This is a genomic window from Spirosoma pulveris (genome assembly GCF_054781875.1).
The window spans coordinates 1-21,042 of the sequence record NZ_BAAGTO010000003.1 but is presented as its reverse complement, the minus strand read 5'-3'; the positions used below and the strand labels follow the sequence as shown (position 1 = coordinate 21,042).

General features: G+C 53.3%; 18 protein-coding genes. 14 read left to right on the top strand and 4 right to left on the bottom strand.

All coding sequences use genetic code 11. From position 1 onward, the window contains the following. The first annotated feature begins 121 nt into the window (after nt 1–121). The 10 genes from ACYVJM_RS13000 to ACYVJM_RS12955 all read left to right on the top strand — a co-directional run bounded on the left by ACYVJM_RS13000 (nt 122) and on the right by ACYVJM_RS12955 (nt 12,290). The gene (locus tag ACYVJM_RS13000; RefSeq protein WP_461148675.1) at nt 122–2,566 is read left to right on the top strand and encodes an ABC transporter permease; all 2,445 of its coding nucleotides are present in this window, start codon (nt 122–124) and stop codon (nt 2,564–2,566) included. Nucleotides 2,567–2,727: 161 nt separating this feature from the next. Next, nucleotides 2,728–3,303, top strand: coding sequence for a hypothetical protein (locus ACYVJM_RS12995; protein WP_461148674.1), 576 nt, complete (start codon nt 2,728–2,730; stop codon nt 3,301–3,303). A gap of 197 nt (nt 3,304–3,500) precedes the next feature. Continuing rightward, the gene (locus tag ACYVJM_RS12990) at nt 3,501–4,046 is read left to right on the top strand and encodes an RNA polymerase sigma factor (RefSeq protein ID WP_461149220.1); all 546 of its coding nucleotides are present in this window, start codon (nt 3,501–3,503) and stop codon (nt 4,044–4,046) included. Next, nucleotides 4,021–4,860: a zf-HC2 domain-containing protein gene (locus tag ACYVJM_RS12985; protein WP_461148673.1), complete on the top strand. Its 840-nt coding sequence runs from the start codon at nt 4,021–4,023 to the stop codon at nt 4,858–4,860. The genes ACYVJM_RS12990 and ACYVJM_RS12985 overlap by 26 nt, the downstream gene beginning before the upstream one ends. Nucleotides 4,861–4,935: 75 nt before the next feature. Beyond that, nucleotides 4,936–5,802 carry a DUF4097 family beta strand repeat-containing protein gene (locus ACYVJM_RS12980; protein ID WP_461148672.1) on the top strand — a complete coding sequence of 289 codons (867 nt, stop codon included), beginning with the start codon at nt 4,936–4,938 and terminating at the stop codon, nt 5,800–5,802. After that, a complete protein-coding gene (locus ACYVJM_RS12975; RefSeq protein WP_461148671.1) occupies nt 5,802–6,644 on the top strand; it encodes a DUF4097 family beta strand repeat-containing protein in 843 nt (280 codons plus the stop codon). Before ACYVJM_RS12980 ends, ACYVJM_RS12975 begins: the two co-directional genes overlap by 1 nt. 5 nt (nt 6,645–6,649) lie before the next feature. Continuing rightward, on the top strand, nt 6,650–8,134 hold the full coding sequence (locus ACYVJM_RS12970) for a serine hydrolase (RefSeq protein ID WP_461148670.1): 1,485 nt from the start codon (nt 6,650–6,652) through the stop codon (nt 8,132–8,134). Between the two features lie 76 nt (nt 8,135–8,210). After that, the gene (locus ACYVJM_RS12965) at nt 8,211–9,383 is read left to right on the top strand and encodes a serine hydrolase domain-containing protein (RefSeq protein WP_461148669.1); all 1,173 of its coding nucleotides are present in this window, start codon (nt 8,211–8,213) and stop codon (nt 9,381–9,383) included. Between the two features lie 202 nt (nt 9,384–9,585). After that, nucleotides 9,586–11,961, top strand: a complete 2,376-nt coding sequence (locus ACYVJM_RS12960; protein ID WP_461148668.1) for an ABC transporter permease — start codon at nt 9,586–9,588, stop codon at nt 11,959–11,961. Between the two features lie 29 nt (nt 11,962–11,990). Then, complete coding sequence (locus ACYVJM_RS12955; protein WP_461148667.1) at nt 11,991–12,290, top strand: hypothetical protein; 300 nt, start codon at nt 11,991–11,993, stop codon at nt 12,288–12,290. 175 nt (nt 12,291–12,465) lie between these two features. Here the strand turns inward: ACYVJM_RS12955 and ACYVJM_RS12950 are convergent, their stop codons facing one another. The 3 genes from ACYVJM_RS12950 to ACYVJM_RS12940 all read right to left on the bottom strand — a co-directional run bounded on the left by ACYVJM_RS12950 (nt 12,466) and on the right by ACYVJM_RS12940 (nt 14,878). Further along, nucleotides 12,466–12,717: a hypothetical protein gene (locus ACYVJM_RS12950; RefSeq protein WP_461148666.1), complete on the bottom strand. Its 252-nt coding sequence runs from the start codon at nt 12,715–12,717 to the stop codon at nt 12,466–12,468. 161 nt (nt 12,718–12,878) lie between these two features. Next, complete coding sequence (locus ACYVJM_RS12945; protein ID WP_461148665.1) at nt 12,879–13,931, bottom strand: flavin monoamine oxidase family protein; 1,053 nt, start codon at nt 13,929–13,931, stop codon at nt 12,879–12,881. 185 nt (nt 13,932–14,116) lie between these two features. Then, nucleotides 14,117–14,878, bottom strand: a complete 762-nt coding sequence (locus tag ACYVJM_RS12940; RefSeq protein ID WP_461148664.1) for an SDR family NAD(P)-dependent oxidoreductase — start codon at nt 14,876–14,878, stop codon at nt 14,117–14,119. 190 nt (nt 14,879–15,068) lie between these two features. On the opposite strand from ACYVJM_RS12940, the gene ACYVJM_RS12935 reads away from it, so the two are divergent. The 4 genes from ACYVJM_RS12935 (at nt 15,069) to ACYVJM_RS12920 (ending at nt 20,190) form a co-directional block, all read left to right on the top strand. Then, nucleotides 15,069–17,474, top strand: coding sequence for an ABC transporter permease (locus ACYVJM_RS12935; RefSeq protein ID WP_461148663.1), 2,406 nt, complete (start codon nt 15,069–15,071; stop codon nt 17,472–17,474). A gap of 80 nt (nt 17,475–17,554) precedes the next feature. After that, entirely contained in the window at nt 17,555–18,640 is a 1,086-nt protein-coding gene (locus tag ACYVJM_RS12930) for an OmpA family protein (RefSeq protein ID WP_461148662.1), read from the top strand. A gap of 65 nt (nt 18,641–18,705) precedes the next feature. Next, nucleotides 18,706–19,767 (top strand): DUF4097 family beta strand repeat-containing protein, encoded by a 1,062-nt coding sequence (locus tag ACYVJM_RS12925; RefSeq protein ID WP_461148661.1) that lies wholly within the window; start codon nt 18,706–18,708, stop codon nt 19,765–19,767. A gap of 72 nt (nt 19,768–19,839) precedes the next feature. Further along, the gene (locus tag ACYVJM_RS12920) at nt 19,840–20,190 is read left to right on the top strand and encodes a hypothetical protein (RefSeq protein WP_461148660.1); all 351 of its coding nucleotides are present in this window, start codon (nt 19,840–19,842) and stop codon (nt 20,188–20,190) included. Between the two features lie 141 nt (nt 20,191–20,331). Here ACYVJM_RS12920 and ACYVJM_RS12915 read toward each other — a convergent pair whose 3' ends face one another. Beyond that, the gene (locus tag ACYVJM_RS12915) at nt 20,332–20,871 is read right to left on the bottom strand and encodes an ExbD/TolR family protein (RefSeq protein WP_461148659.1); all 540 of its coding nucleotides are present in this window, start codon (nt 20,869–20,871) and stop codon (nt 20,332–20,334) included. Nucleotides 20,872–21,042 lie beyond the last annotated feature (171 nt).

Sequence of the window (21,042 nt, the reverse complement as noted above, 5' to 3'; positions counted from 1 at the left end):
ACGGGTTCGTTATCAATACGTTCAAACTGACTGAAATCGACCATTTCAGGACGTGGCACAAGAGTTGAGCGGTAACTATCACTCCCCGTATCTATTCATTTACGAGCCAACCGCCAGCCCTATGTTTCTTAACTACCTAAAAATTGCCCTGCGTACACTTCGGAAGAATCGGGTGTTTTCGTTCATCAACATGGCCGGGCTGGCGCTTGGTATTGCCACCTTCGTCTTCATTCTGGAATATGTTGCCTACGAACGGTCGGTAAATGGATTTCACAAAAACCTGTCAACCCTTTACCGAATGCTCACGCAAACCAAAGAGGGCGACATTTGGGCAGATATGGCTCCGGCGATAGGGCCACTCGTCAAACGGGAATTTCCGGAAGTAACCGATTTTTGCCGCGTTGGCGAACATTCAGCCAATGGAATCGTAAGTTTTTCGGACGGGAAGCCAGGGCAATCGCCCCGGTCGTTTCGGGAAGACAAGCTGGCCTATGCCGATGCCAATTTCTTTACGCTCTTTACCTTCCCAATTGTGCAGGGCGATGCTGCTGCAGCGCTGGTGCAACCCAATACGGTAGCTCTCTCAACATCGCAGGCCCGGAAATATTTTGGCACGAAACGCCCCCTCGGTCAGTCGTTCGTGCTGAATAACCAGTTCGGAAAAACGCGCTATACCGTTACGGCGATCTACGCCGATATGCCCCAAAACTCCGACCTGATCTTCGACGCGGTATTTTCTCTCCAAACGCTGGCGAATCCCGCTAACCTCAACGGCAACGACTGGGCACGGCTCGATGGTTTCGACGGCAATTACCTGACCACTTTCCTGAAATTACCCGGCGAAGCCCCCGGCAAAACCGCCGAGGCATTGGCCGCTAAACTCAATGTCTACAACAAAAAAGTACAGCCCGACAGCGAAACTCTGTTTATGCTGCAACCCGCTGCTAACCTGCACCTGGCGGCCTCGCTGAGCGACATTTACCGGACGAGCGGCAGCCTGGGGTTCGTGTATCTGCTCAGCGGTATTGCCGGGTTGATTTTGTTGATCGCGTGGTTTAACTACATTAACCTGTCAACGGCAGGCGCCCTCAAACGGGCTAAAGAAGTGGGCGTTCGGAAAGTGATCGGTGCCGGGCCCGAGCAGTTGATCAGGCAGTTTCTGGGCGAGTCATTGCTGCTCAATAGCGTTGGTTTCGGGCTGGCGGTTACGCTGGTTCTCTCCTTGCAAAGCACGTTCAACGAGTTTGTTGGCAAAGACCTGTCGCTGGCGGTACTGAACACCAATGGCGTCTGGGTAGCCGGTCTGGCTCTCCTCATCGTGGGCGCGCTGGCCTCCGGCGGGTACGTAGCCTTCGTCCTGACCTCCTTTAAACCCATACAAACGTTGAAAGGCGCCTATCAGGCGGGGAAGGGCGGCTGGCTGCGCAAAACGCTGGTTGTGACTCAATTCAGCGCGTCGGTAGCCCTTGTTATTGCCACCCTTGTGCTGTACCGGCAGTTGCAATATATGCAGGATAAAGATCTGGGTATGAAACTGACGCAGCGGGTTGTGCTCAAAGCCCCTCAGATTGGCGATGGCCCGTTGGCGCCCCGCGCCGTTCTGCTGGAAAACCAGCTGATGCAACTTCCTTATGTGAAAAACCTGAGCCAGACGAGCATTGTACCGGGCAATTTCTACAACTTCTCGGCGGTAGGTATTACCAGACAAAATCCCCGTCCCGGCGATGAAAAGAAAGGGTATTCGATGGGGATCATCGACGACCGCTTCCTGAAAACCTACGAAATCGGGCTGGCGGCCGGTCGCAACTTCACCGTTCGCGAAGCCGAATTAGGCTGGGAGAAAAGTGCCAAACTGATGATCAACGAAACAGCCGCCCGCCAGTTGGGGTTTGCTTCCGGCACCGACGCGGCCGGTAAATTCATCAACTGGGGGCAACGCTACGAAATCGTCGGCGTGGTAAAAGACTATAACCACCAGGGCTTACAGCACGCCATCGACCCGGTTATTTTTATGCCCCGCCGATCGCTCAGCGACTTGACCATTCAACTTGCCGCCGGTGGGCGTATGGCCGACAAAATCGCCGAGCTGGAACGGCTGTACAAAGCCAGTTTTCCGGGCAACCCATTCGAGTTTTACTTCGCCGATGAGAACTACAACAGACAGTACCAGTCCGAGCTGCAATACGGACAGGTGTTTACGGTAGCCTCGGCCCTGGCTATTTTCATTGCCTGCCTGGGTCTGTTCGGTCTGGCAACGTTCACGACCGAACAGCGCACCAAAGAGATTGGCGTACGGAAAGTGTTGGGGGCATCGGTCAGCAGCATTGTGGCATTGCTCTCCAAAGATTTCCTGAAACTGGTACTGGTCTCCATTGTCATTGCCTCGCCCTTGGCCTGGTATGCCATGAACAAATGGCTGCAGAATTTTGAATATAAAGTCGGTATTAGCTGGTGGGTGTTCGCGCTGGCGGGATCTCTGGCCATCGGCATCGCCTTGCTGACGGTAAGTTTCCAAAGCGTAAAAGCCGCCCTGATGAACCCAGTCAAATCGTTACGGTCGGAATAGGCAAAAATCCTGTCCGCTGTCGTACAGAATTTGTCCGAAAATGGACAACAAGCATCCTTACCATAAAACAACTAATTGACAGTCAACGATATAGCTAGCTGGCATGATGATGGATAGGCTAAATATACTTACCTGATCTTCTCTCTCTTTTTGCCGATTTTATGAAAACGCTATTTACCCTGTTCCTGCTTACGGTTGGTTTCAGCGCGTTAGCACAACGGTCGTTCAGTAAACACGTTACGACCGATGGTCGGCAGCTTCGTATTCGCGTGGACATCGACCAGCCTGATCGATCCGTTCATTACCGTCGCTCCTTCGACGTAACGGACCTGGACGATAAAGCCGTGAAAGCCCTTGAAAGCCGCATCATCGACTCCCTCGACCGGGTTTCATCGGATGGCTCTCCGGCGGTAGCAGTTGAACCCAAGCGTAGTAGCTGGAGCACGAAAAAAGAGGAGCGCTCAATCGTTTACATGTCCGATTCAGACAACCGGGCGGCTCGTATGGAAGCCCACGCATCGTCCAGTCTCTCGCCAAGTGATGTGGCACCCTCGTCGGTGCTGGTCAAAGAAGACAAGGAAAACGGTCGTCTCTGGATGCAATACACTTTCCAAAAGGACGGTGAAGAGCTGGTGATCGAACGGACAGCGAATGTACTGGGCAAGAGCGAGCGCGAAAAACAGGCCATCATCAAAGAGACAGAACGCAGTTTCGGCATTAAAACGGGCAATCAGTAAGCAAGTAAATTCACCTGATCTGCCACCCAAAGAGGTTTCTTTTCACCCTATGTTTTCCCTTTCCTACAGGTCGCTTAGCAGGCGACCTGTTTTTTTTTCGCATTTCCTGTAACCTTCCCGAATTCCCGCAGTTTCCAGTCCAAAATCCACCAAACACACTCTTCAGCCGGTTGAACGCTCTGACAGATAACGCGCTCATGTTGCAGGTAAAAGCAGGCAATATGGATACGATGGGGTTGCTCTTCGAGCGGTACCATCGGCCCCTGTTCGGCTTTCTGTTTCACATGACGGGCCAGCGGGAAGCCAGCGAAGATATGTTGCAGACGGTATTCTACCGGATGCTCAAGTACCGCCACACCTTCACCGGCGATGGTGAGTTTCGAAGCTGGATGTACCACCTGGCCCGGAATGTACTGGTGGATCACAGCAGGCAAAACAAACGATCATCGCACCAGTATGACCTGGCCGAACTGGCCGACCGGATCGGGGGTGGATCAGCCGCCGATGAGCGACTACTGAAACAACAGGAAATGGACAGCCTTCATAACGCACTAGCGAAGTTAAGTGCCGACCACCGGGAAGTGCTGGTACTGAGCCGCTTTCAGGAGTTGAAATACGACGAGATTGCGCAGGTGCTGCATACGACGGAGGGCGCAGTGAAAGTGCGTGTACACCGCGCTATGAACGAATTGAAGAAAATTTACCAGACGATCGACCATGAACGGACAGCCCCTAACCTGTGAACAGACCAACGAGCAGCTAGCCGACTGGTTACGGAATCAGTTGCCTGATGCCGAACGGGCCAGCCTGGAAAACCACCTGGCCCAATGTCCGGCCTGCCGGGCCGAAGCCGAATCGACGAAACAGCTTTGGCAGTTGATGGGCAACCTGCCTGCACCGGAACCCAGCGAAACGGCCCGTGTTCGGTTTCAGGCCATGCTCGATACGTATAAGGATACCGTACAGTTGCAGCAGCAAGGCGTATTTGACGGGCTACTCAGTAAACTACGGGCGCTCTGGGCTCCTCACTTCGCGGTTCGGCTGGCGTATAGCGTTGCTTTATTGACGGTTGGTGCAGCGGCTGGATACTGGTTGCGCACTTCCGGCACATCGACCGTGGCGATTCAACAACAACAGATCGACACGCTGTCGAATCAGGTGCGGGACATGCGGCAGATGATGATGCTCTCGCTACTCGAAAATCCGTCGGCTTCCGAGCGACTTCGGGCAGTGAGTTATACGGACGAAATTTCGAATGTAGACCATAAGGTGGTGGAGGCTTTACTAACAACCCTCAACAACGACGACAATGTCAATGTGCGGCTGGTCACGCTGGAAGCACTCGCCAAACTAGCCGATAACGCAACGGTACGCGAAGGGCTGGTGCAGTCGATTACCCGGCAGGAGTCGCCGTTGGTGCAGTCCGCGCTGGCCGATGTGATGGTGAAGCTTCAGGAGAAACGATCCATCAAACCCCTCCGGCAACTGCTCCACGATGATAACCTGAACCATCTGGTCAAAGGCAAAATCGAACAAAGCATCAAGGACTTATCCTAGTTTTTTTGTCATCCCGACCGGTCCGCCGATGCGGCAGGAGAGATGACAAAAAACAACCCTCAAAACAACTCTGCTATGAAACTATTACTAATCCCCTCGCTGGCGGGGCTGGTGCTCTCTTGTGCACAGTCGCCAGCCACCGCTCAGGAATTTAAGGAACATATCAGTAAAGAATTTACGGCGCCAAAAGCCGCTGGCAGCGTGCTGGCCATCTACAACATCAACGGCTTTATCAAAGTCGAAGGGTATTCGGGCGATAAGGTGGTGCTGGAAATCGACAAGTCCATTACAGCCAAAAGCAACCAGGGTCTGGAGGGCGGCAAGAAGGAAATTCAGCTCAAACTCGAACAGCAGGGCGACAGCATCATCGCCTACATTGCCAAACCTTTCGATTCGCGGCCCCGGCGCAACTGGCATCGGGACCGTGACCGGAACCGGGATGATGACTATGATTTCACCCTCAACTTCACCGTGAAAGTACCGAATCGAATAAACCTCGTCGCATCAACGGTTAACCGGGGCAATGTGTCGGTGAAAGACGTGGAAGGCATGCTTCGGGCGCGTAATGTAAACGGGGCCATTACGCTTACGAACGTGAAAGGCACGACAGATGCCCACACTATCAACGGCAACCTCGACGTCGACTACGTAGCCAATCCACCCGACAATTCGTCGTATTATACCCTCAACGGGAATATTAACGTGAGCTATCCGGCCAATCTATCCGCCGACTTCCAGTTCAAAACGTTCCAGGGCCAGTTTTACACCGACTTCCCCAACACCGAAGTTCTGCCCGTGCAGGCCATAAAAACGACCCGGCAAACGGAGACGGGCACGGTGTATAAACTCGATAAAAACACCGCCATTCGCATCGGCAAAGGCGGAAAGACTTTCAAGTTCGAAACATTTAACGGCAACATTTATATCAAAAAGCAATCCTGATGAAAACGAATATACTCACCACCGCACTCTTGCTGCTTAGCCTGCTTATAGTCCGTCCGGTAGCCGCTCAGAGTGACGTAAAAGAGCAACTGGTTGTCCCTTTAAGCGACCCATCCAAACCCGGTAACCTGAAAGTAGGGTTAATCAATGGCTCCATTCATGTGATCGGTTACAGTGGCAAAGACGTTGTGATCGACATTACAGCCAGTACCAAACGCGGACGACGCGACGACGATGATGACCGGTCTGATCGGGCATCCAACGGCATGAAACGCATTGCTACGGGCATGCCGCTCGATGTCAGTGCCGAAGAGAAAAACAATACGGTTAACGTTCATGCGAATTCCATAAGGCAAACGGTCGATCTGACGATCAAAGTGCCCCAGCGTTTTTCACTCAAGGTCAGTACCATCAACAACGGCACCATTGAGGTCGAGAATGTGAGCGGAACCCTCGAAGCGACGAACGTGAACGGATACGTTCACCTGACAAATATTGCGGGTTCGGCCGTAGCCAGTACGGTAAACGGGGATCTGATTGCTACCTTCAAATCCATTGATTCGGGTACACCAATGGCCTTTTCGACACTCAACGGCAACGTCGACGTAACCTTCCCGGCCAGCGTGAAGGCGAACAGCAAACTCAAATCCGACCGGGGTGATATCTACAGCGACTTCGATATCGACGTGGATAAAAACCAGCCTAAAGTCAACCGCACGAGCCAGTCGGGCATGTACCAGGTTAAGATTGACGAGTGGGTGTACGGCAAAATCAACGGCGGTGGCCCGGAAGTCATGATGAAAAACATGAACGGGAATATTTACATCCGCAAGGCGAAGTAATCCTCATGGCTACGCATCTACATAAGCTGGCTGTCTGCCTGTTCGGCTTGGTAGCCGCTTCGGTTGCATTCAGCTTCGGACAAGATCGGCCCACTCCGGCTGCTTCCTCTGTTGCTACGCAAAAATCGGCGAACGCGCTCGACAAGTTTTTGCGGGGTCAGATGGGGCAGCTTAAGATTCCCGGCATGCAGGTTGCCGTTGTCCAGCATGGGCATCTGGTGTTCAGCAGATCGTATGGCTTTGCCAATCTACAGGACTCGATTCCGGTAACCAGCAGAAGCATATTTGCGATCAACTCCTGCACCAAAGCGTTTACGGGCGTGGCTATTATGCAACTGGTTGAGGAAGGTAAAGTAGATCTTGGTGCCCCCGTTTCCCGCTACCTCGACGGACTTCCGGCCACCTGGCAGACCATAACGATTCGACAACTGATGACCCACGTTTCGGGATTGCCGGATGTTCTTCGGGTTCTCGGCACACCCGAACAAGAGATTAGCGAGGAAACCGCCTGGGCTCGAACAAGGGCCATGCCGATGGCTTTCCCAACGGGTGAGCAGTTTAGTTATAACCAGACAAACTACGCGCTGCTGGGCAAAATCATCGACAAGCTCAGGGATAAACCGTTCGTTCAGGTATTCAGCGAACGACAGTTCAGGCTAGCCGGGCTGGCCAATACCGGCTTTGGTGATTCGCGCGACGTGATACCGCATAAAGCCCCGTCCTACCGATGGATTTCCCGTCTGGATGGGCAGGTGCTGCGTACCCCTAAACTTACGCCCGCCTATGAGGAATTCCCGATCTTTCGCCGGACCGCTTCGGGCATGAACAGCACCGCCGAGGATATGGCTCACTGGATTATCGCCTTGCAGCAGGGTAAACTGTTAAAAACGAAAGCGGCCCTCGATACAATGTGGACCGCAGGTCGATACAACAACGGTTCGCCTACGCAATGGGCACTGGGCTGGGGGCTGACTAAATTCCGGCCCAAACATAAGGCTGTGGGCATGTCGGGGGGCGGGCGTTCGGCTTTTCTGGTCTACCCCGACGATGATCTGGCGGTTATCGTATTGACGAATCTGGCGGGTTCTTCACCGGAGAATTTCATTGAGGAAATCGCCGGGTACTATAACCCGGATATTCCGGCATCCGACCCGATTACGAGCCTTCGGTTGCAGTTACAGAAACGAGGTTTCGAGCAGGCTATCCCGGTGGCGAACGAATTGAAAAAGCGAAGTCTCCAGCCGAAAGAAGACGAATTGAACGACTGGGCCTACCGCCTGATGAGCAGCGGCCAGACAAAAGAAGCCCTCGAGCTTTTCAAACTGAACGTAAGTCTCTATCCCGAAAGCTGGAACGTCTACGACAGTCTGGCCGAAGGTTACGAGCGGCTGGGTAGCTCGGAACTGGCGGTCAAGAATTACAAGCAATCGCTGGCGCTAAATCCAGCAAATACGAACGCGATAGACCACTTAAAGAAGGCTGGACAGTAGGCAGAGCTCAGCATCTGACGCAACCTGTTTGCTCAAACTTGCATCTATTGACAAACTTCAAACCAGACGACCACCCATGAATGCCTGGCTCACCTCCGCGCTGTTATTACTGCCAACAGCCCTTGTTTACCCTAAACAGTCGCCGGTGTTACCTGCGTTGCTGAAAAAGGCGTTGACGGATAATCCACTAAAGAACCCGGTTGACGCTATTGTTGAACAGGCGGCTCAACAGTTTATGTCCGCTCCGCAGGCCGTCGGGCTGTCGATTGGCATTGTCAGGGATGGGCGAACGTACGTATACAACTATGGCACCGTCGAAAAAGGGAGCCAGCAAATCCCGACCGGACAAACGATTTACCCTCTTGCCTCCATCACCAAAACCTTTACGGGTGCCTTGCTGGCGCAGGCCGTAGTCGAAAAGAAGGTCGGGCTGGGCGATGACATTCGTAAATACCTGACGGGCAGTTACCCCAATCTGGCCTATCAGGGGCAACCCATCCGGCTCTTTCACCTCATCAATCATCGGTCGGGACTCCCGTTTCTATTGCCCGATCGCCCGGATGCGTTTGCGGATACGAGCGTTCCATCGTCAGCCATTGCCACCGAGCTTTTGCAGCATTACAGCCGGAATGACTTTTTCAGCGACCTGCACACCGTGAAGCTCACCAGCACACCGGGGTCTACGTTCAACTACTCGAATGCAGGTGCTCAGTTACTGGGTTACATTCTGGAACGGGTCTACGATAGGCCGTTTGAGGAGCTTGTCCGGGAGAAACTAACCCGGCCGCTGGCGATGCACGACACGAAAATTACCCTGACGCCTGCCGATCAGAGTCGTTTTGCGAAGGGTTACAACTGCAACGGTGTGCTGATGCCCAATAGCCCCGATCAACTCCAGGGCGCGGGTGCCTTGAAATCGACCGTGGCCGACATGCTGGCGTATATCCAATGGCATGTGGCCGAAGCGCATGAAGCGGCCAAATTGACTCACCGGCCAACCTGGGGCGATGAGAACCGGTATTCGGCGGGGTTGAACTGGCAGATACGCAACGTGTCTGGCTACCGGGCCATCTGGCAGGACGGCAACATCCCCGGCTTCAGCAGCTTATGCGTCAACTATCCCGAGGTGAACATGGGTATCGTGGTGCTCTCCAATGAATGCGACCGCCAAACGGCTTTTCGCATAACCACGCTGGCCAACCAGATAGCCAAAACCCTCGACGAGCGGGCGGTTATGCTGCCGAATTGATAGAGTCATTAGCATAGGCCTGCCGGGATAGAAACAACCGTATAACGTGCCTGTCCACAAACGAACGACCACTGTCCGATTACGGACAGTGGTCGTTCGTTTTTACCGCATAAATAGCTATCATACAGACAATTATCATTACTGGTACAACATTTGGACGTATTATCTCACCCCTTTACCCAGCCACCTGTTATCCAGACCCATGCTACAGAACTACCTGAAAACGGCCCTGCGTACATTATGGAAACACAAGCTGTTTTCCTTTATCAACGTCTTTGGCCTGGCATCGGGCATGCTGGTTTGTTTGCTGGCCATGATCGACATCAAAGGTGCATTCGATTATGATTCGTTTCATCCCCACGCCGACCGCACGTACCGAATCATCACGGATGTAACAGCCAACACCAACGACGAGCAGGGGTTCGCCACAACACCCCTGCCGCTAGCAGACGATTTAGCTCACAACTACCCCTTTGTCGAAGCCGTCACCCGCGTGATTCGGATTTACGGTGAAGTCACGGCGAATCGAAAGCAGTTGCCTGTGGTGTTTAAGGCCGTCGATCCGGGTTTCTTCACCGTATTCGGATTCAAACTAACGGCCGGTCAAGCCGCTATTTCGCCTAATACGGTGGTATTGACACCGGAAACCGCCGAGCGTTTTTTCGGTACAGCCGATCCCGTTGGGAAAGTGATGGCGCATGACGAACTCGGCGCGTTGACGGTTACGGGCGTTCTGGCTAAAAACCCAACCCGGTCACACCTGAACTTCGACATGCTTGTTTCTATGTCGACACTCTCCAGCCCAGCCTGGAAGCAATCCTTCACCAACTGGAAACAGTACAGCGCAGGCTACACCTATGTTGTCCTGAAACCCGGTATCCCGGTCGAAACGCTCGATGCGGCCTTGCCATCACTCGCCATTCGGGCCACCAAAGGAATTCGGTTTACCAACGAAAAAGGGTATACCTTCCGAAGCCAGGCGCTGACCAGCCTCTCGCCCTCACGCGAAGACCTCATGAACGCGACTTATGAACCCACCGCCGGGAAACTGGAGACGGAAATGGGCATTGGTCTGTTAACGCTCCTGCTGGCGGCCTTCAATTACATCAACCTCACCCTGGCCCGGTCGTTGAGCCGCGCCCGCGAGGTTGGCATTAGGAAAGTGTCCGGGGCACTGCGGTGGCAGTTGATGGGGCAGTTTATGGCCGAATCTGTTATTCTATCGGTGTTGGGGCTTGGGCTGGCCTATGGTATGTTGCAATTAGTGAAACCGATGCCCTTTGTGCAACAATGGCTTATTGGGGATGTTGAATGGGAAAATAATGGAACGTTATGGTCGGTTTTTGTGGCGTTCAGCGTCGTAACCGGCTTACTGGCGGGGTTGCTCCCGGCCCGTGTCCTGTCGGGTTTTCAACCGGCGCAGGTACTTCGCAGCCAGACAGGCATTCGGGTGTTTAAAGGGATAACCCTCCGCAAGTCGTTGATCATCGTGCAGTTCTCTATTTCGTTACTTGCCATGATCGCGCTGCTGGCGATGGCCCGCCAGCAACAGTTTATGGCCACGACCAATTACGGGTTTGAGCGTGAAGGTATTCTAACGATTCCTCTGAATGGCTTCCCGCCCGGTCAGCTGTCGGCTACGATCAGCCAGTTAGCGGGTGTGGAGCGCGTCGCGGCAACGGCTGCCCTGTTCGGCGATCATGGCGGCAACGGGCAAATGGTTTATCGGCAGAAAAACCGGAGCGATTCGGCCGCAACCGATGTCTTTGCGGCCGATGCCAACATTGTGCCAACAACCGGATTAACATTACTGGCCGGGCAGAACCTCCCCGAGTCCGTATCCGACTCGGCTTCCCGGCTGGTGCTGATCAATGAAGAAGCGGTCCGGGCCTTCAAACTGGGCGGGGCCAAAGCAGCCGTCGGGCAAACGCTCTGGCTCAACGATAGCACGGATGTTCAGGTAGCGGGCGTGTTGAAAGATTTTCAGTTTACCACGCTGGTCTGGAAGATCCATCCACTCATCTTCCGCTACCAGCCAGCGGATTTCCGGTATCTGAGTGTAAAAGTAGTGGGCGGCAATCCTGAAGCGGTTAAAGCCAACATTGCTCGCATCTGGAAGCGGCTCAACCCCTACGAGCCGTTTACGGGACAGTGGTACGATGATTTCCTGTATAAGCGCCACAGCCATACCGACGACCTGAGTTTCATGAGTTTGCTGCTTGGCTTAGCTATGTCGATTGCCTGCCTGGGCCTGCTGGGCATGGTTACCTACACCACCGTCCTACGGACCAAAGAGGTTGGCGTGCGTAAAGTGATGGGGGCTACTGTGAGCCAGGTTGTCTGGTTGCTGTCATGGGATTTTCTGCGTCTGCTGCTCATTTCCGGAGCTATTGCCCTCCCGCTGGGGTATCTGGCCAGCAGCTTTTTCCTGATGACGTTCGCGTATCACATCACAGTGGGTTTTGGCCTGTTAGGACTATGTTTCGGCACGATGCTCCTGCTGGGCGTGCTGACGATTGGCTGGCGAACCTACCGGATAGCCCTGACGAATCCGGTGAAAAGCTTGAGAAATGAATAAACTCAATCACTTACCCTTTCCCTAACACTATGTCGTACATCGCTATACCCATTTCTTCGCTGCCCGGTAAGCAGGACATCGAAATCGACGTAACCATCAACGGGCAAAAGCAGGCCCTGCATTATCGGGTCGAACTGTTCTACTGGGGCGACTGCCGTGTGCCCACCTTCGACCGGGTCGAGTGCATTCGGCAACTGCTGGCCGAGTATGACCGCGACTGGACCCTCTACTACATCGGCTCCCCCACGGATGAGTTCGTGCCCATCACCTTCGTCAAAAAGGAGGATTTAGCCAAACAACGAACCCTGCTCCGGGCATCGGCACACTAAAAGTTGCGAGCCACACTGCCCCAAACGGTCGTGTCGCCGGGTCAACTCAGTTTGCGTGTTGGTGAAACTTGAGTCATGGGTTTAACAAAGCCCTATAAACAGACACTCCCATAGCCAGGGGAAAATCTTCGGGCTATGGGAGTGAAAATAATCCACTACGACTATATCAGCCGAATCAGGGGAACAAGACTTTTTGAGTGTAAACCCTGTCTTCCGGCTGCACCCGCAGCACATCCATCCGCAGGTCGGCGGGGCGGTTGGCCCGGATCCGGTACCGATTCTGACTTTGCTCCAGCAGGGTATAGGTTAGCTGTTCGTTGGTAGATTGCGGGGCTGAGATGGCAATGCCCATCGTACCATAGCCCGGATTGGTTATGCCGGCCCCACTGGTCCAGAAACCGGCCGTAAAGGATGTCGTAGCCGGCATAGTATAGTTGGATGTGGTCGTAAAATAACCAGTCGTGGCCCCGGCTCCATCCGTATACGATACCTTGTAAGAAGCTCCCGGCGTCAGGGGTGCAGAAATCGTACCTTGTGATTTTGTAAAAGTGGTCGTGTATACATCACTGGCATTGGTGAAGGTACCGGTTAAAGCTGCATGGCCAGTTTTTCGGCCGACACCACAGCCCCTTCCATATAGCCGGGAGACACAGTGGCCGTTTCTGTGCCGCCGAAATATAATTTCCCGTTCAGATACGATTCCTGTAACAGGTCATGTCCATTGTTTTGATGCGGCCGGTGGAAGACCGGGTTGCCAGCCACAATCCATTCATCGTTCCAGATTTTATCGAAATAAGCTGTTGGATGAAAGGCGTCCGGGCCAAATAGGTTTCCCAACTGACGTAATACGTTTTGCCTGCGTACTTCCTGCGTATAAGCGGCAGCTCCTCCGTTTAAAAATCCGGTGAAGCCAAAGTGCTGCCCGTCGACGGTTGTGTGGTCGTACATTTCAACGACGATATCCGCATGGCTGTACAGCATGCCCGAAAATCCGTTGTTGCGCCAAAAAGGGATATCATATTCAACCACAAACTTGATCGCTCCGCTCATCCACGTTTGTACCGCAGGTAAAAGCTCACGAACAGCCAGGGGAAGCTCAGGTGTTATGTTTATCCGCGAGGCCATAACCTGAGGGGGCATACAAACCACAACCTGATTGGCTGAGTACGTTCGACCACTGCCCGTTTCGATAACCACTCCCTGCTCACCTTCCCGAATCGCCGTAACAGGTGTATTCAGGTGAATACGGTCGGCATCGAGCTGTTTGGCCAAGGCGTTGATCAATTGCTGTGTGCCACCTGCCAACCGGAAAGAGGGCGATTCCGAAGCCGGCACGAAAAACGTCTGCGGAGGTTCGAAGGACTTGGTCTGAAAGAGCGTCAACCCCTCCGAGAACTGAGGAAAAACGGTTAGCCCAAGCGCATCGATCAGCTTTAAAAGACTGGGATGCTGCGGGGAAAACCAGGTGGCTCCCAATTCCAACGGCGTAGCTAAAGCACCTTCTACAGTATGGATTCGTCCACCCAACCGGGGCGAGGCTTCTAAAATAGTTACCCTGCGTTGTCTGGCTTGTAAAAAGTAAGCTAAGCTCAACCCGCTCAAGCCACCACCAACGATAATCACATCTTCGTACGATTCCATCCCGCAAAAATAGCCCTCCACTCAAGATTATCTCCGGTAAAGCCTGGGAAAGTCTACGCCCTCGCCTACGTCAACCTGAATAAACAGCTATAACTACCTGGCCTGTCTATTTTTAGCTGCTGCCTATCAGGCCGTGCATACATTTTAGACTGTAGTATCGACGGTCGGTATATAGCTTCCAATCCCTACTCCCTTGCTTTTCGAAGCGCAGGCAAACCAATACCGGCGGCATCGAAGCCGCCATCCACAGCAATCATTTGCCCTGTAATAAAGGAGGCCTTTGGGGAGCAGAGGAATACGACGGCTTCGGCGATGTCCAGTTCGGTAGCGGAGCGGTTTAAGGGAATACCATCGTAATAAGCTTTAATGATCTCGGGAGAATGGACGGCTTCGGCCAATTTGGTCTTTACCGGGCCGGGAGAAATACAGTTTACCCGCACGCCATAATCGCCAAGTTCGACGGCCAGTTGCTTGGTCAGGTGAACGACGGCGGCTTTCGAAGTACCATAGGCCACACGCAGGGTACTGGCCCGAACTGCCGAGATGGAGGCTATATTCACCACAGCTCCCCTGCTTTCTTTCAGAGCGGGGATAACGGCCTGCGTACACAGGAAAACACCGTCCAGATTCGTGGCCATCACCGTTCGCCAAGCCTCAAAATCGGTTTCTTCCAGGGGCCTGAAAATAGCAACACCGGCATTGTTGACCAGCGCATCGATACGCCCGAACGCGGAGAGTACGTTAGCGACCATAGCGGCAACCTCATCCGGACTGGAAACATCACAGCATACAGGCAGTGTACCCGGCAAGGCCGCCGATGCCGCTTGAAGTTCCGCTTCGTCACGGTCAACCATGGCTACCTGCCAGTTATCCTCCAAAAACAATTTTGCTGTGGCAAGACCAATCCCTCGGGCAGCCCCCGTTACGATGGCAATTTTCTTTGTCATTACTTAATCGATTACACCATTTTGCTTCACCAGTCAAGAAGCTCATTGCCCTGCTAATTTAGAGTAAATGCGAGCAGGTTTCAGATAGTCAAAGGCTACTTTCTTAGGCAACTAATTATACGATATATAATTATCTTATATATAAGAAAGTTGTATATATTTGTTTCATGACAATAGCCCTTCAATCTTTATGCTTAACAACTACCTTAAAATCGCTCTTCGCAACCTCTGGCGGAACCGGAAGGTGAGTGTGATCAGTATCGTTGGCCTTTCAATTGGTCTGGCTTGTGGACTCGTGCTGTTCCTGCTGGTCAGCTATATGTTCAGCTTCGACCGCTACCATGCCAAAGCCGACCGGACGTTCTGGGTCGTTACCGATATCCGGCAGGAGAACATTGTGCCAACCGATGCTACGCCCCGACCCATGGGCGATGTGTTGCGGCAGGAGCTTCCCTTTGTAGAAACGGCCGCCCGGCTCGAAAATGTCTCCCGGCGCGTTGTATCGGTGCCCGATGGGAAAGGCGGCTTTTCGAAGAAGTTTGACGAGTCCCGCAATTTGTGTTTCACCGAACCACAGTACTTTGACATCTTTGATACGGAATGGGTAAGCGGCAGCCCGAAAACGGCACTGGCCGCCCCAAATACGGTTGTCCTCTCGGAACGATATGCCCGGAAATACTTTGGTTCAGCCAACCCCATCGGTCAGGTATTGCGCTTCGATAACCAGACGAACCTAACCGTTACGGGACTTATTAAAAACCTCCCCTCCAATACCAAGCTCCGGTACGACGCTTTCATTTCGTACGCCACCCTGCCCACACTGATGGGCGAGGGTGGCAACCGGGCTATGCAGGACTGGACCCACGTATTTACCGTATGCTTCGTTACCCTCCGCGAAGGCACGTCTGTGGAGCGACTGATCAATGCCTTTCCGGTTCTTCGGAAGAAATACCTGACCACGCCCGAAGCAAAAAAACTGGACTTTCATGCCATCCCACTCCCGGAGCTCGACCATATGTCCCAATACGGCGGCCGGTCGCCGAAGGTGATCCTGTACGCCCTGATTGCTGTCGGGCTGTTTCTGGTGCTGGCGGCCTGTATCAATTTCATCAATATTGCCACCGCCCACGCTCTCAAACGGGCCAAAGAAGTGGGGGTCCGGAAGGCCGTAGGCAGTTCCCGCTGGCAACTTATCGGTCAATTTATGGTCGAGACGACGCTGGTTACGCTGGCAGCTGTTGCGCTGGCGATAGGGCTGGCTTTCCTCTGCTTGCCCATGCTCAACAGTGCCCTGTCGGTCATGAACACCGACATTTCCATCGGCAATTTGTTTCGACCCGACTCTCTACGCTGGTTTGTCGTCCTGATTTTGGGCGTTATTCTGCTGGCGGGTTTGTACCCCTCGCTGGTGTTGGCCCGCTTTAACCCGGTGGCGGCTTTGCGCGGCCGACTGACGACACAGCAGGTTGGCGGAGTATTCGTTCGGCGGGGGCTGATCGTCACGCAGTTTTTTATCACCCAGCTCTTTCTCATTGGCGTAGCGGTTATGCTGGCGCAGGTACGGCACATGCAACAAGCCGATCTGGGTTTTCAGAAAGACGCTATTTTGACGGTTCCGGTGCCCGCTGGAAATGCCTTGAAGCAGGATGTCATTCGTACCCGGATGGCGCAGCTGGCGGGCGTCGAAGCCGTATCGCTGGGTGCCGATCCGCCCGCAGCCTACCGGCGACTGCCCGTACCGTTCACGTTTGACACCCACACGCAGCCGGAGAAGTTTCCCACAATGGTTAAAGTCGGGGATAAAAACTACGTCTCGCTCTATGGCATCAGGCTGGTAGCCGGGCGCAATTTCCGCAACAACGATACAACGAATAACGAAGCACTCGTCAACGAAACCATGGTGCGGGAACTGGGGTTACGCTCCCCTAGTGATGTTATTGGCAAGCGCGTTACCCTGTGGGGTGGCGACAAAATTGTGGTTGGCGTCGTTCGTGATTTCCACCTGAGCGGACTACCCCGGCACATTCCGCCCACCACCCTTCTGAACTACTACCGCGAGAATCAGCTGGCCTCCCTGAAACTCGACCCGGCAACCATTCCGGCAACACTGAAGGCCATTGAACAAATCTGGAATGAACTGTATCCGGAGCATGTGTTCAAAGCCGATTTCGTGAACGACCTGCTGAGCAATTTTTACATGACGGAGCAAATCCTGCTGGGGCTGGCCGAAGTGTTCTCACTCATTGCCATTTTGATCAGCTGTCTGGGTCTGTACGGTCTGGTGACGTTTATGGCCGAAGCGAAGACAAAAGAGATTGGCGTTCGAAAAGTACTGGGCGCTACTGCCGCTCAGCTTGTGTGGTTGTTTGGCCGCGAATTCTGCCGACTCATTCTGATTGGCTTTGCCCTGGCGGCACCACTGGGCTGGTTTCTGATGAACGGCTGGCTACAGGGGTATACCTACCGCATCAATGTCAACGGCTGGATACTGGCCGGGGCACTCTTTGTGGCCAGTTTGATTACGGCCCTGACGGTTGGCTTTGAATCGCTGAAAGCCGCCCGTGCGAACCCCGCAAAAAGCCTTCAGAACGAGTGATTTACCGCACATCATTTTCTTGGCGGTTAGTCCGAAATTGATGACTAAACTAGTCATGTCTACGGAAAGAGGAGGTAGAAATGAAGGCGATCAAACTACTCAACGGAATTGTATTTTGGGTTATAGTAAGCCAGGCGCTGGCCCAGCAGGGCCTGAAAGGCGATTATTATGCCGGGACGAATTTCGAGCAAAAAGTTTTCAGCCGGATCGACCCGCAGCTTAACTTTAACTGGCGGGGTCAGAGTCCGGGTCCGGGCATGCCCGAATCCTACTACTCCATTCGCTGGACGGGTAAACTGCTGGCACCGGCTTCGGGCGAATACCGGTTTTACGCTAAAGTAGACGACGGCATTCGGGTTTGGGTAGGCAACAAAAAAGTGATGGATTCGTGGCAGCTCAACGATTCGGAAAGCTTCGGTGGTCGGGTGATTCTGGAAGCCGGGAAATTTTACGATTTACGGGTCGATTTCTTCAACGATATGCTGGAAGGGGAAATTCAGCTCTTCTGGCAACGGCCCGATGCCAAAAATACACTCAACCCATTCGCGACCTCCGGCACGTTGATCACAGGGCAGCATTTTTTCCAGAAAACTGTCCCCAACCGGGTTACCGTGATCAAAGCACCCGAAAAGCCGGTGTCAACGCCCCCGGTCATTGCGTCGGCTCCGCCCAAAACCATTCCTCCGAAAGTGGCTAAAGTTGTAGCGCGGAAACCGGTTATCAAGCCGCCAATTCCGCAAAAAGCGGTCGTTCTTCCCACAGCAGCGTTGGATACAGTCCAGGCAGCGATAACCAGCCCCCCGGTTACCAAACCGGCTTTCAATGCGGGGACAACCTTCATTTTACACCAAGTTCAGTTTGAGCAGAGCAGCTATAGTTTATTGCCCCAATCATCGGCCGAACTGGACAAGCTGGTGCGGGCGATGAAGGAAAATCCGGATCGGGCTATTGAAATTTCCGGCCATACCGACAACGTTGGCGACCCGCGCCTGAATTTGGCTCTGTCGGAAAACCGGGCCAAGGTCGTAGCGAGTTACCTGAAACGCCGGGGTATTGACGAAGACCGCCTTACGACCAGGGGCTATGGCGGCACCCGACCCATCGGCGATAATACCACCGAAGGCGAACGGGCAAAAAACCGACGTGTCGAAATTGCTATCCGGTAATTTAGTTGACCCATGCAACCTTTTCTGATAGACAAACATCTTTACCATATAAACAGACTAACTACATGAAACGCAACCAGTTTCTACTAACCCTACTTAGCGTAAGTACCCTAACGCTTACCGCTCTGGCTCAAAATCGTACTAGCGACCGGGATGCCCCCTACCAGACCAAGGCTTTTTCCGGAGACATCAAAGCCGTACGCGCCGAAACCTCGGGCGGCAGCCTGACCATCGAAGGCGGCACCGACATGAATGCCAAAGTAGAGATGTATGTTCGAGCCAATAACTGGAACGACCGGCTCGACAAGTCCGAAATCGAAGACCGCCTTAAGGATTACGACATCACCATTGCGCAGGAAGGCAGCACGATTGTGGCAACGGCCAAACGCCGGGGCTCCGGTATGAACTGGAAAAATTCACTGAGCATCAGCTTCAAATTCTACACCCCCCGCAACGTCACCACCGATTTGCGCACCTCCGGCGGCAGCATTCAGCTTACAGCACTCAACGGCTCGCAGAAATTCCGTACCAGCGGAGGTAGCCTGAACGTAAGCGATGTACAGGGCGATATTAACGGACAAACATCCGGCGGCTCTATCCACATGGATCGTTGCCGGAACAACTCCACCAATACAAACATCGACCTCCAGACATCGGGTGGTTCCATCGAAGCCAGAGCGTCGACGGGCCGTATGCGCCTGGTAACGTCGGGCGGCAGCATCCGGCTCAACGACCTGAAAGGCAACATCGATGCCCGAACCAGCGGAGGCAGTATTCAGGGCGATGGTATCGAGGGCGACATCAAAGCCGGTACATCGGGCGGGGGCGTTCGGCTCGCCAACGTAGCCGGTAGCCTGGATGCCAGCACCAGTGCCGGTAGCGTAGACGTGAGCCTGACGAAAGTGGGCGACTATGTTCGCCTAAACACCAGTGCCGGTAGTGTTCACGTACGAATGCCCCTCAACAAGGGCATGGACCTGAACCTGCGCGGCAACCGCGTTAGTCTGCCCGACAACCTGTCGCGGTTTGAAGGCGACATCGAAAAGGACCGCGTTCGGGGAAAACTCAACGGGGGCGGCATTCCGGTTGAGATTGCTGCCAGTGCAGGTAGTGTTTCGCTGAATTAATCAGCACCTTTTCCCGCCATTTTTGTTACTTGAACAAGACCCGCCCCGCTAACAGGCGGGTCTTGTTTTAGCATGACCACATCCCCATTCTTCGACCGTCGGCTGTTGTTAAACCTTGGCCTTACCCTGCTAAGCAGCATCGTCATACTGGTTTGCATCAAAGTAACCCTTTCCATTCACCTTCCGTATTTCGTTGCCACAGCACTGGCTACGGGGCTTGGCTTCCTGGAATCGCGCAGGGGCTGGTTTCTGGCGGTGGCGCAGGCGGTGATCATCTGGCTCGGTTACATGCTCATTGTACCCACACCCGACGGCCCCGCCGACCGCGACATTGAGAACTTCGGCCTGTACGGTTCCATGATCCTGACCTTCGTTGGCAGTTTTATCGGCGGCCTCCTGAAGCGGGCGCTGGACCGGGGGTAATTGATTTACTTTACACCACTGACCTTGGCAAGAAACTGACAGAACGGCAACAGCCTACTTTCGTTATCTTTTTCCGTGGTGTCGGGTTTACGAACCCGACACCACAGCAAGACATAATAACATGTTAGACCCAACACCACGTTAGGCGTCAATTATTCGTCGTGGATATAGTGGTGAATGCACCAAGATTGGCCGCTTAGGGTGGCTGGCTTTATATAACTTATAGCTATGAAGCATATTACGTTCGCCAAGTGTAAGCTCATAACTAAGCCTGAAATTTATTGGTCCCTGAATTTGCAGCTCATCCAACACATCTACAATATTTTTAAACGTTGACTCCCGAGTTGGCGTAATCAGAACGATTGTGCGATTGCTGGGCGTGAGGTACATCAATTGCATTCTAAGTCCTTTAAGTGAATAGTCCGTTTCCATAAACTCAGCTCCAGAACCATCAGGTCTATACGTAAGAAAACCGACTCGATTATTCGCCAGTAAAAATAAACACGCATCAGCCTTAGGGTTGTACCAAAAACATTTGCCGTCATCCGGTACTTGAACGGGCAACTGATTCGGGCGTTGCACCGTCTTCATCATTACAAAAAAGACAATCAATAACAGAGCGACCGACACGAACGGTGTCATATCTATCCGGATGGGGGTGTAGGTTCGGCGTGTTTTCATGATGAACTGCGTGTTTGACCGATGGATGACCGGAGGCAACATTTCGTATGCTACTGATTGAGTTGGACAGATATTAAAATCACCGTAACAGGCCTTCATATTGCACATTTCCGTACCTCACTTTCTTGTAAGGGTACCAGCGTAACTTGACTTTACGCTTTCGCTGGTGCA

Bases quoted from the DNA above. Each gene is read 5' to 3' on its own strand.
- ACYVJM_RS12935 (WP_461148663.1), top strand. From the start codon at position 15,069: ATGCTTAACAACTACCTTAAAATCGCTCTTCGCAACCTCTGGCGGAAC.
- ACYVJM_RS12950 (WP_461148666.1), bottom strand. From the start codon at position 12,717: ATGCCGGCTACGACATCCTTTACGGCCGGTTTCTGGACCAGTGGGGCC.
- ACYVJM_RS12940 (WP_461148664.1), bottom strand. From the start codon at position 14,878: ATGACAAAGAAAATTGCCATCGTAACGGGGGCTGCCCGAGGGATTGGT.
- ACYVJM_RS12920 (WP_461148660.1), top strand. From the start codon at position 19,840: ATGACCACATCCCCATTCTTCGACCGTCGGCTGTTGTTAAACCTTGGC.
- ACYVJM_RS12945 (WP_461148665.1), bottom strand. From the start codon at position 13,931: ATGGAATCGTACGAAGATGTGATTATCGTTGGTGGTGGCTTGAGCGGG.
- ACYVJM_RS12995 (WP_461148674.1), top strand. From the start codon at position 2,728: ATGAAAACGCTATTTACCCTGTTCCTGCTTACGGTTGGTTTCAGCGCG.
- ACYVJM_RS12925 (WP_461148661.1), top strand. From the start codon at position 18,706: ATGAAACGCAACCAGTTTCTACTAACCCTACTTAGCGTAAGTACCCTA.
- ACYVJM_RS12980 (WP_461148672.1), top strand. From the start codon at position 4,936: ATGAAACTATTACTAATCCCCTCGCTGGCGGGGCTGGTGCTCTCTTGT.
- ACYVJM_RS12955 (WP_461148667.1), top strand. From the start codon at position 11,991: ATGTCGTACATCGCTATACCCATTTCTTCGCTGCCCGGTAAGCAGGAC.
- ACYVJM_RS12960 (WP_461148668.1), top strand. From the start codon at position 9,586: ATGCTACAGAACTACCTGAAAACGGCCCTGCGTACATTATGGAAACAC.
- ACYVJM_RS12930 (WP_461148662.1), top strand. From the start codon at position 17,555: ATGAAGGCGATCAAACTACTCAACGGAATTGTATTTTGGGTTATAGTA.
- ACYVJM_RS12965 (WP_461148669.1), top strand. From the start codon at position 8,211: ATGAATGCCTGGCTCACCTCCGCGCTGTTATTACTGCCAACAGCCCTT.
- ACYVJM_RS12985 (WP_461148673.1), top strand. From the start codon at position 4,021: ATGAACGGACAGCCCCTAACCTGTGAACAGACCAACGAGCAGCTAGCC.
- ACYVJM_RS13000 (WP_461148675.1), top strand. From the start codon at position 122: ATGTTTCTTAACTACCTAAAAATTGCCCTGCGTACACTTCGGAAGAAT.
- ACYVJM_RS12970 (WP_461148670.1), top strand. From the start codon at position 6,650: ATGGCTACGCATCTACATAAGCTGGCTGTCTGCCTGTTCGGCTTGGTA.
- ACYVJM_RS12990 (WP_461149220.1), top strand. From the start codon at position 3,501: ATGTTGCAGGTAAAAGCAGGCAATATGGATACGATGGGGTTGCTCTTC.
- ACYVJM_RS12915 (WP_461148659.1), bottom strand. From the start codon at position 20,871: ATGAAAACACGCCGAACCTACACCCCCATCCGGATAGATATGACACCG.
- ACYVJM_RS12975 (WP_461148671.1), top strand. From the start codon at position 5,802: ATGAAAACGAATATACTCACCACCGCACTCTTGCTGCTTAGCCTGCTT.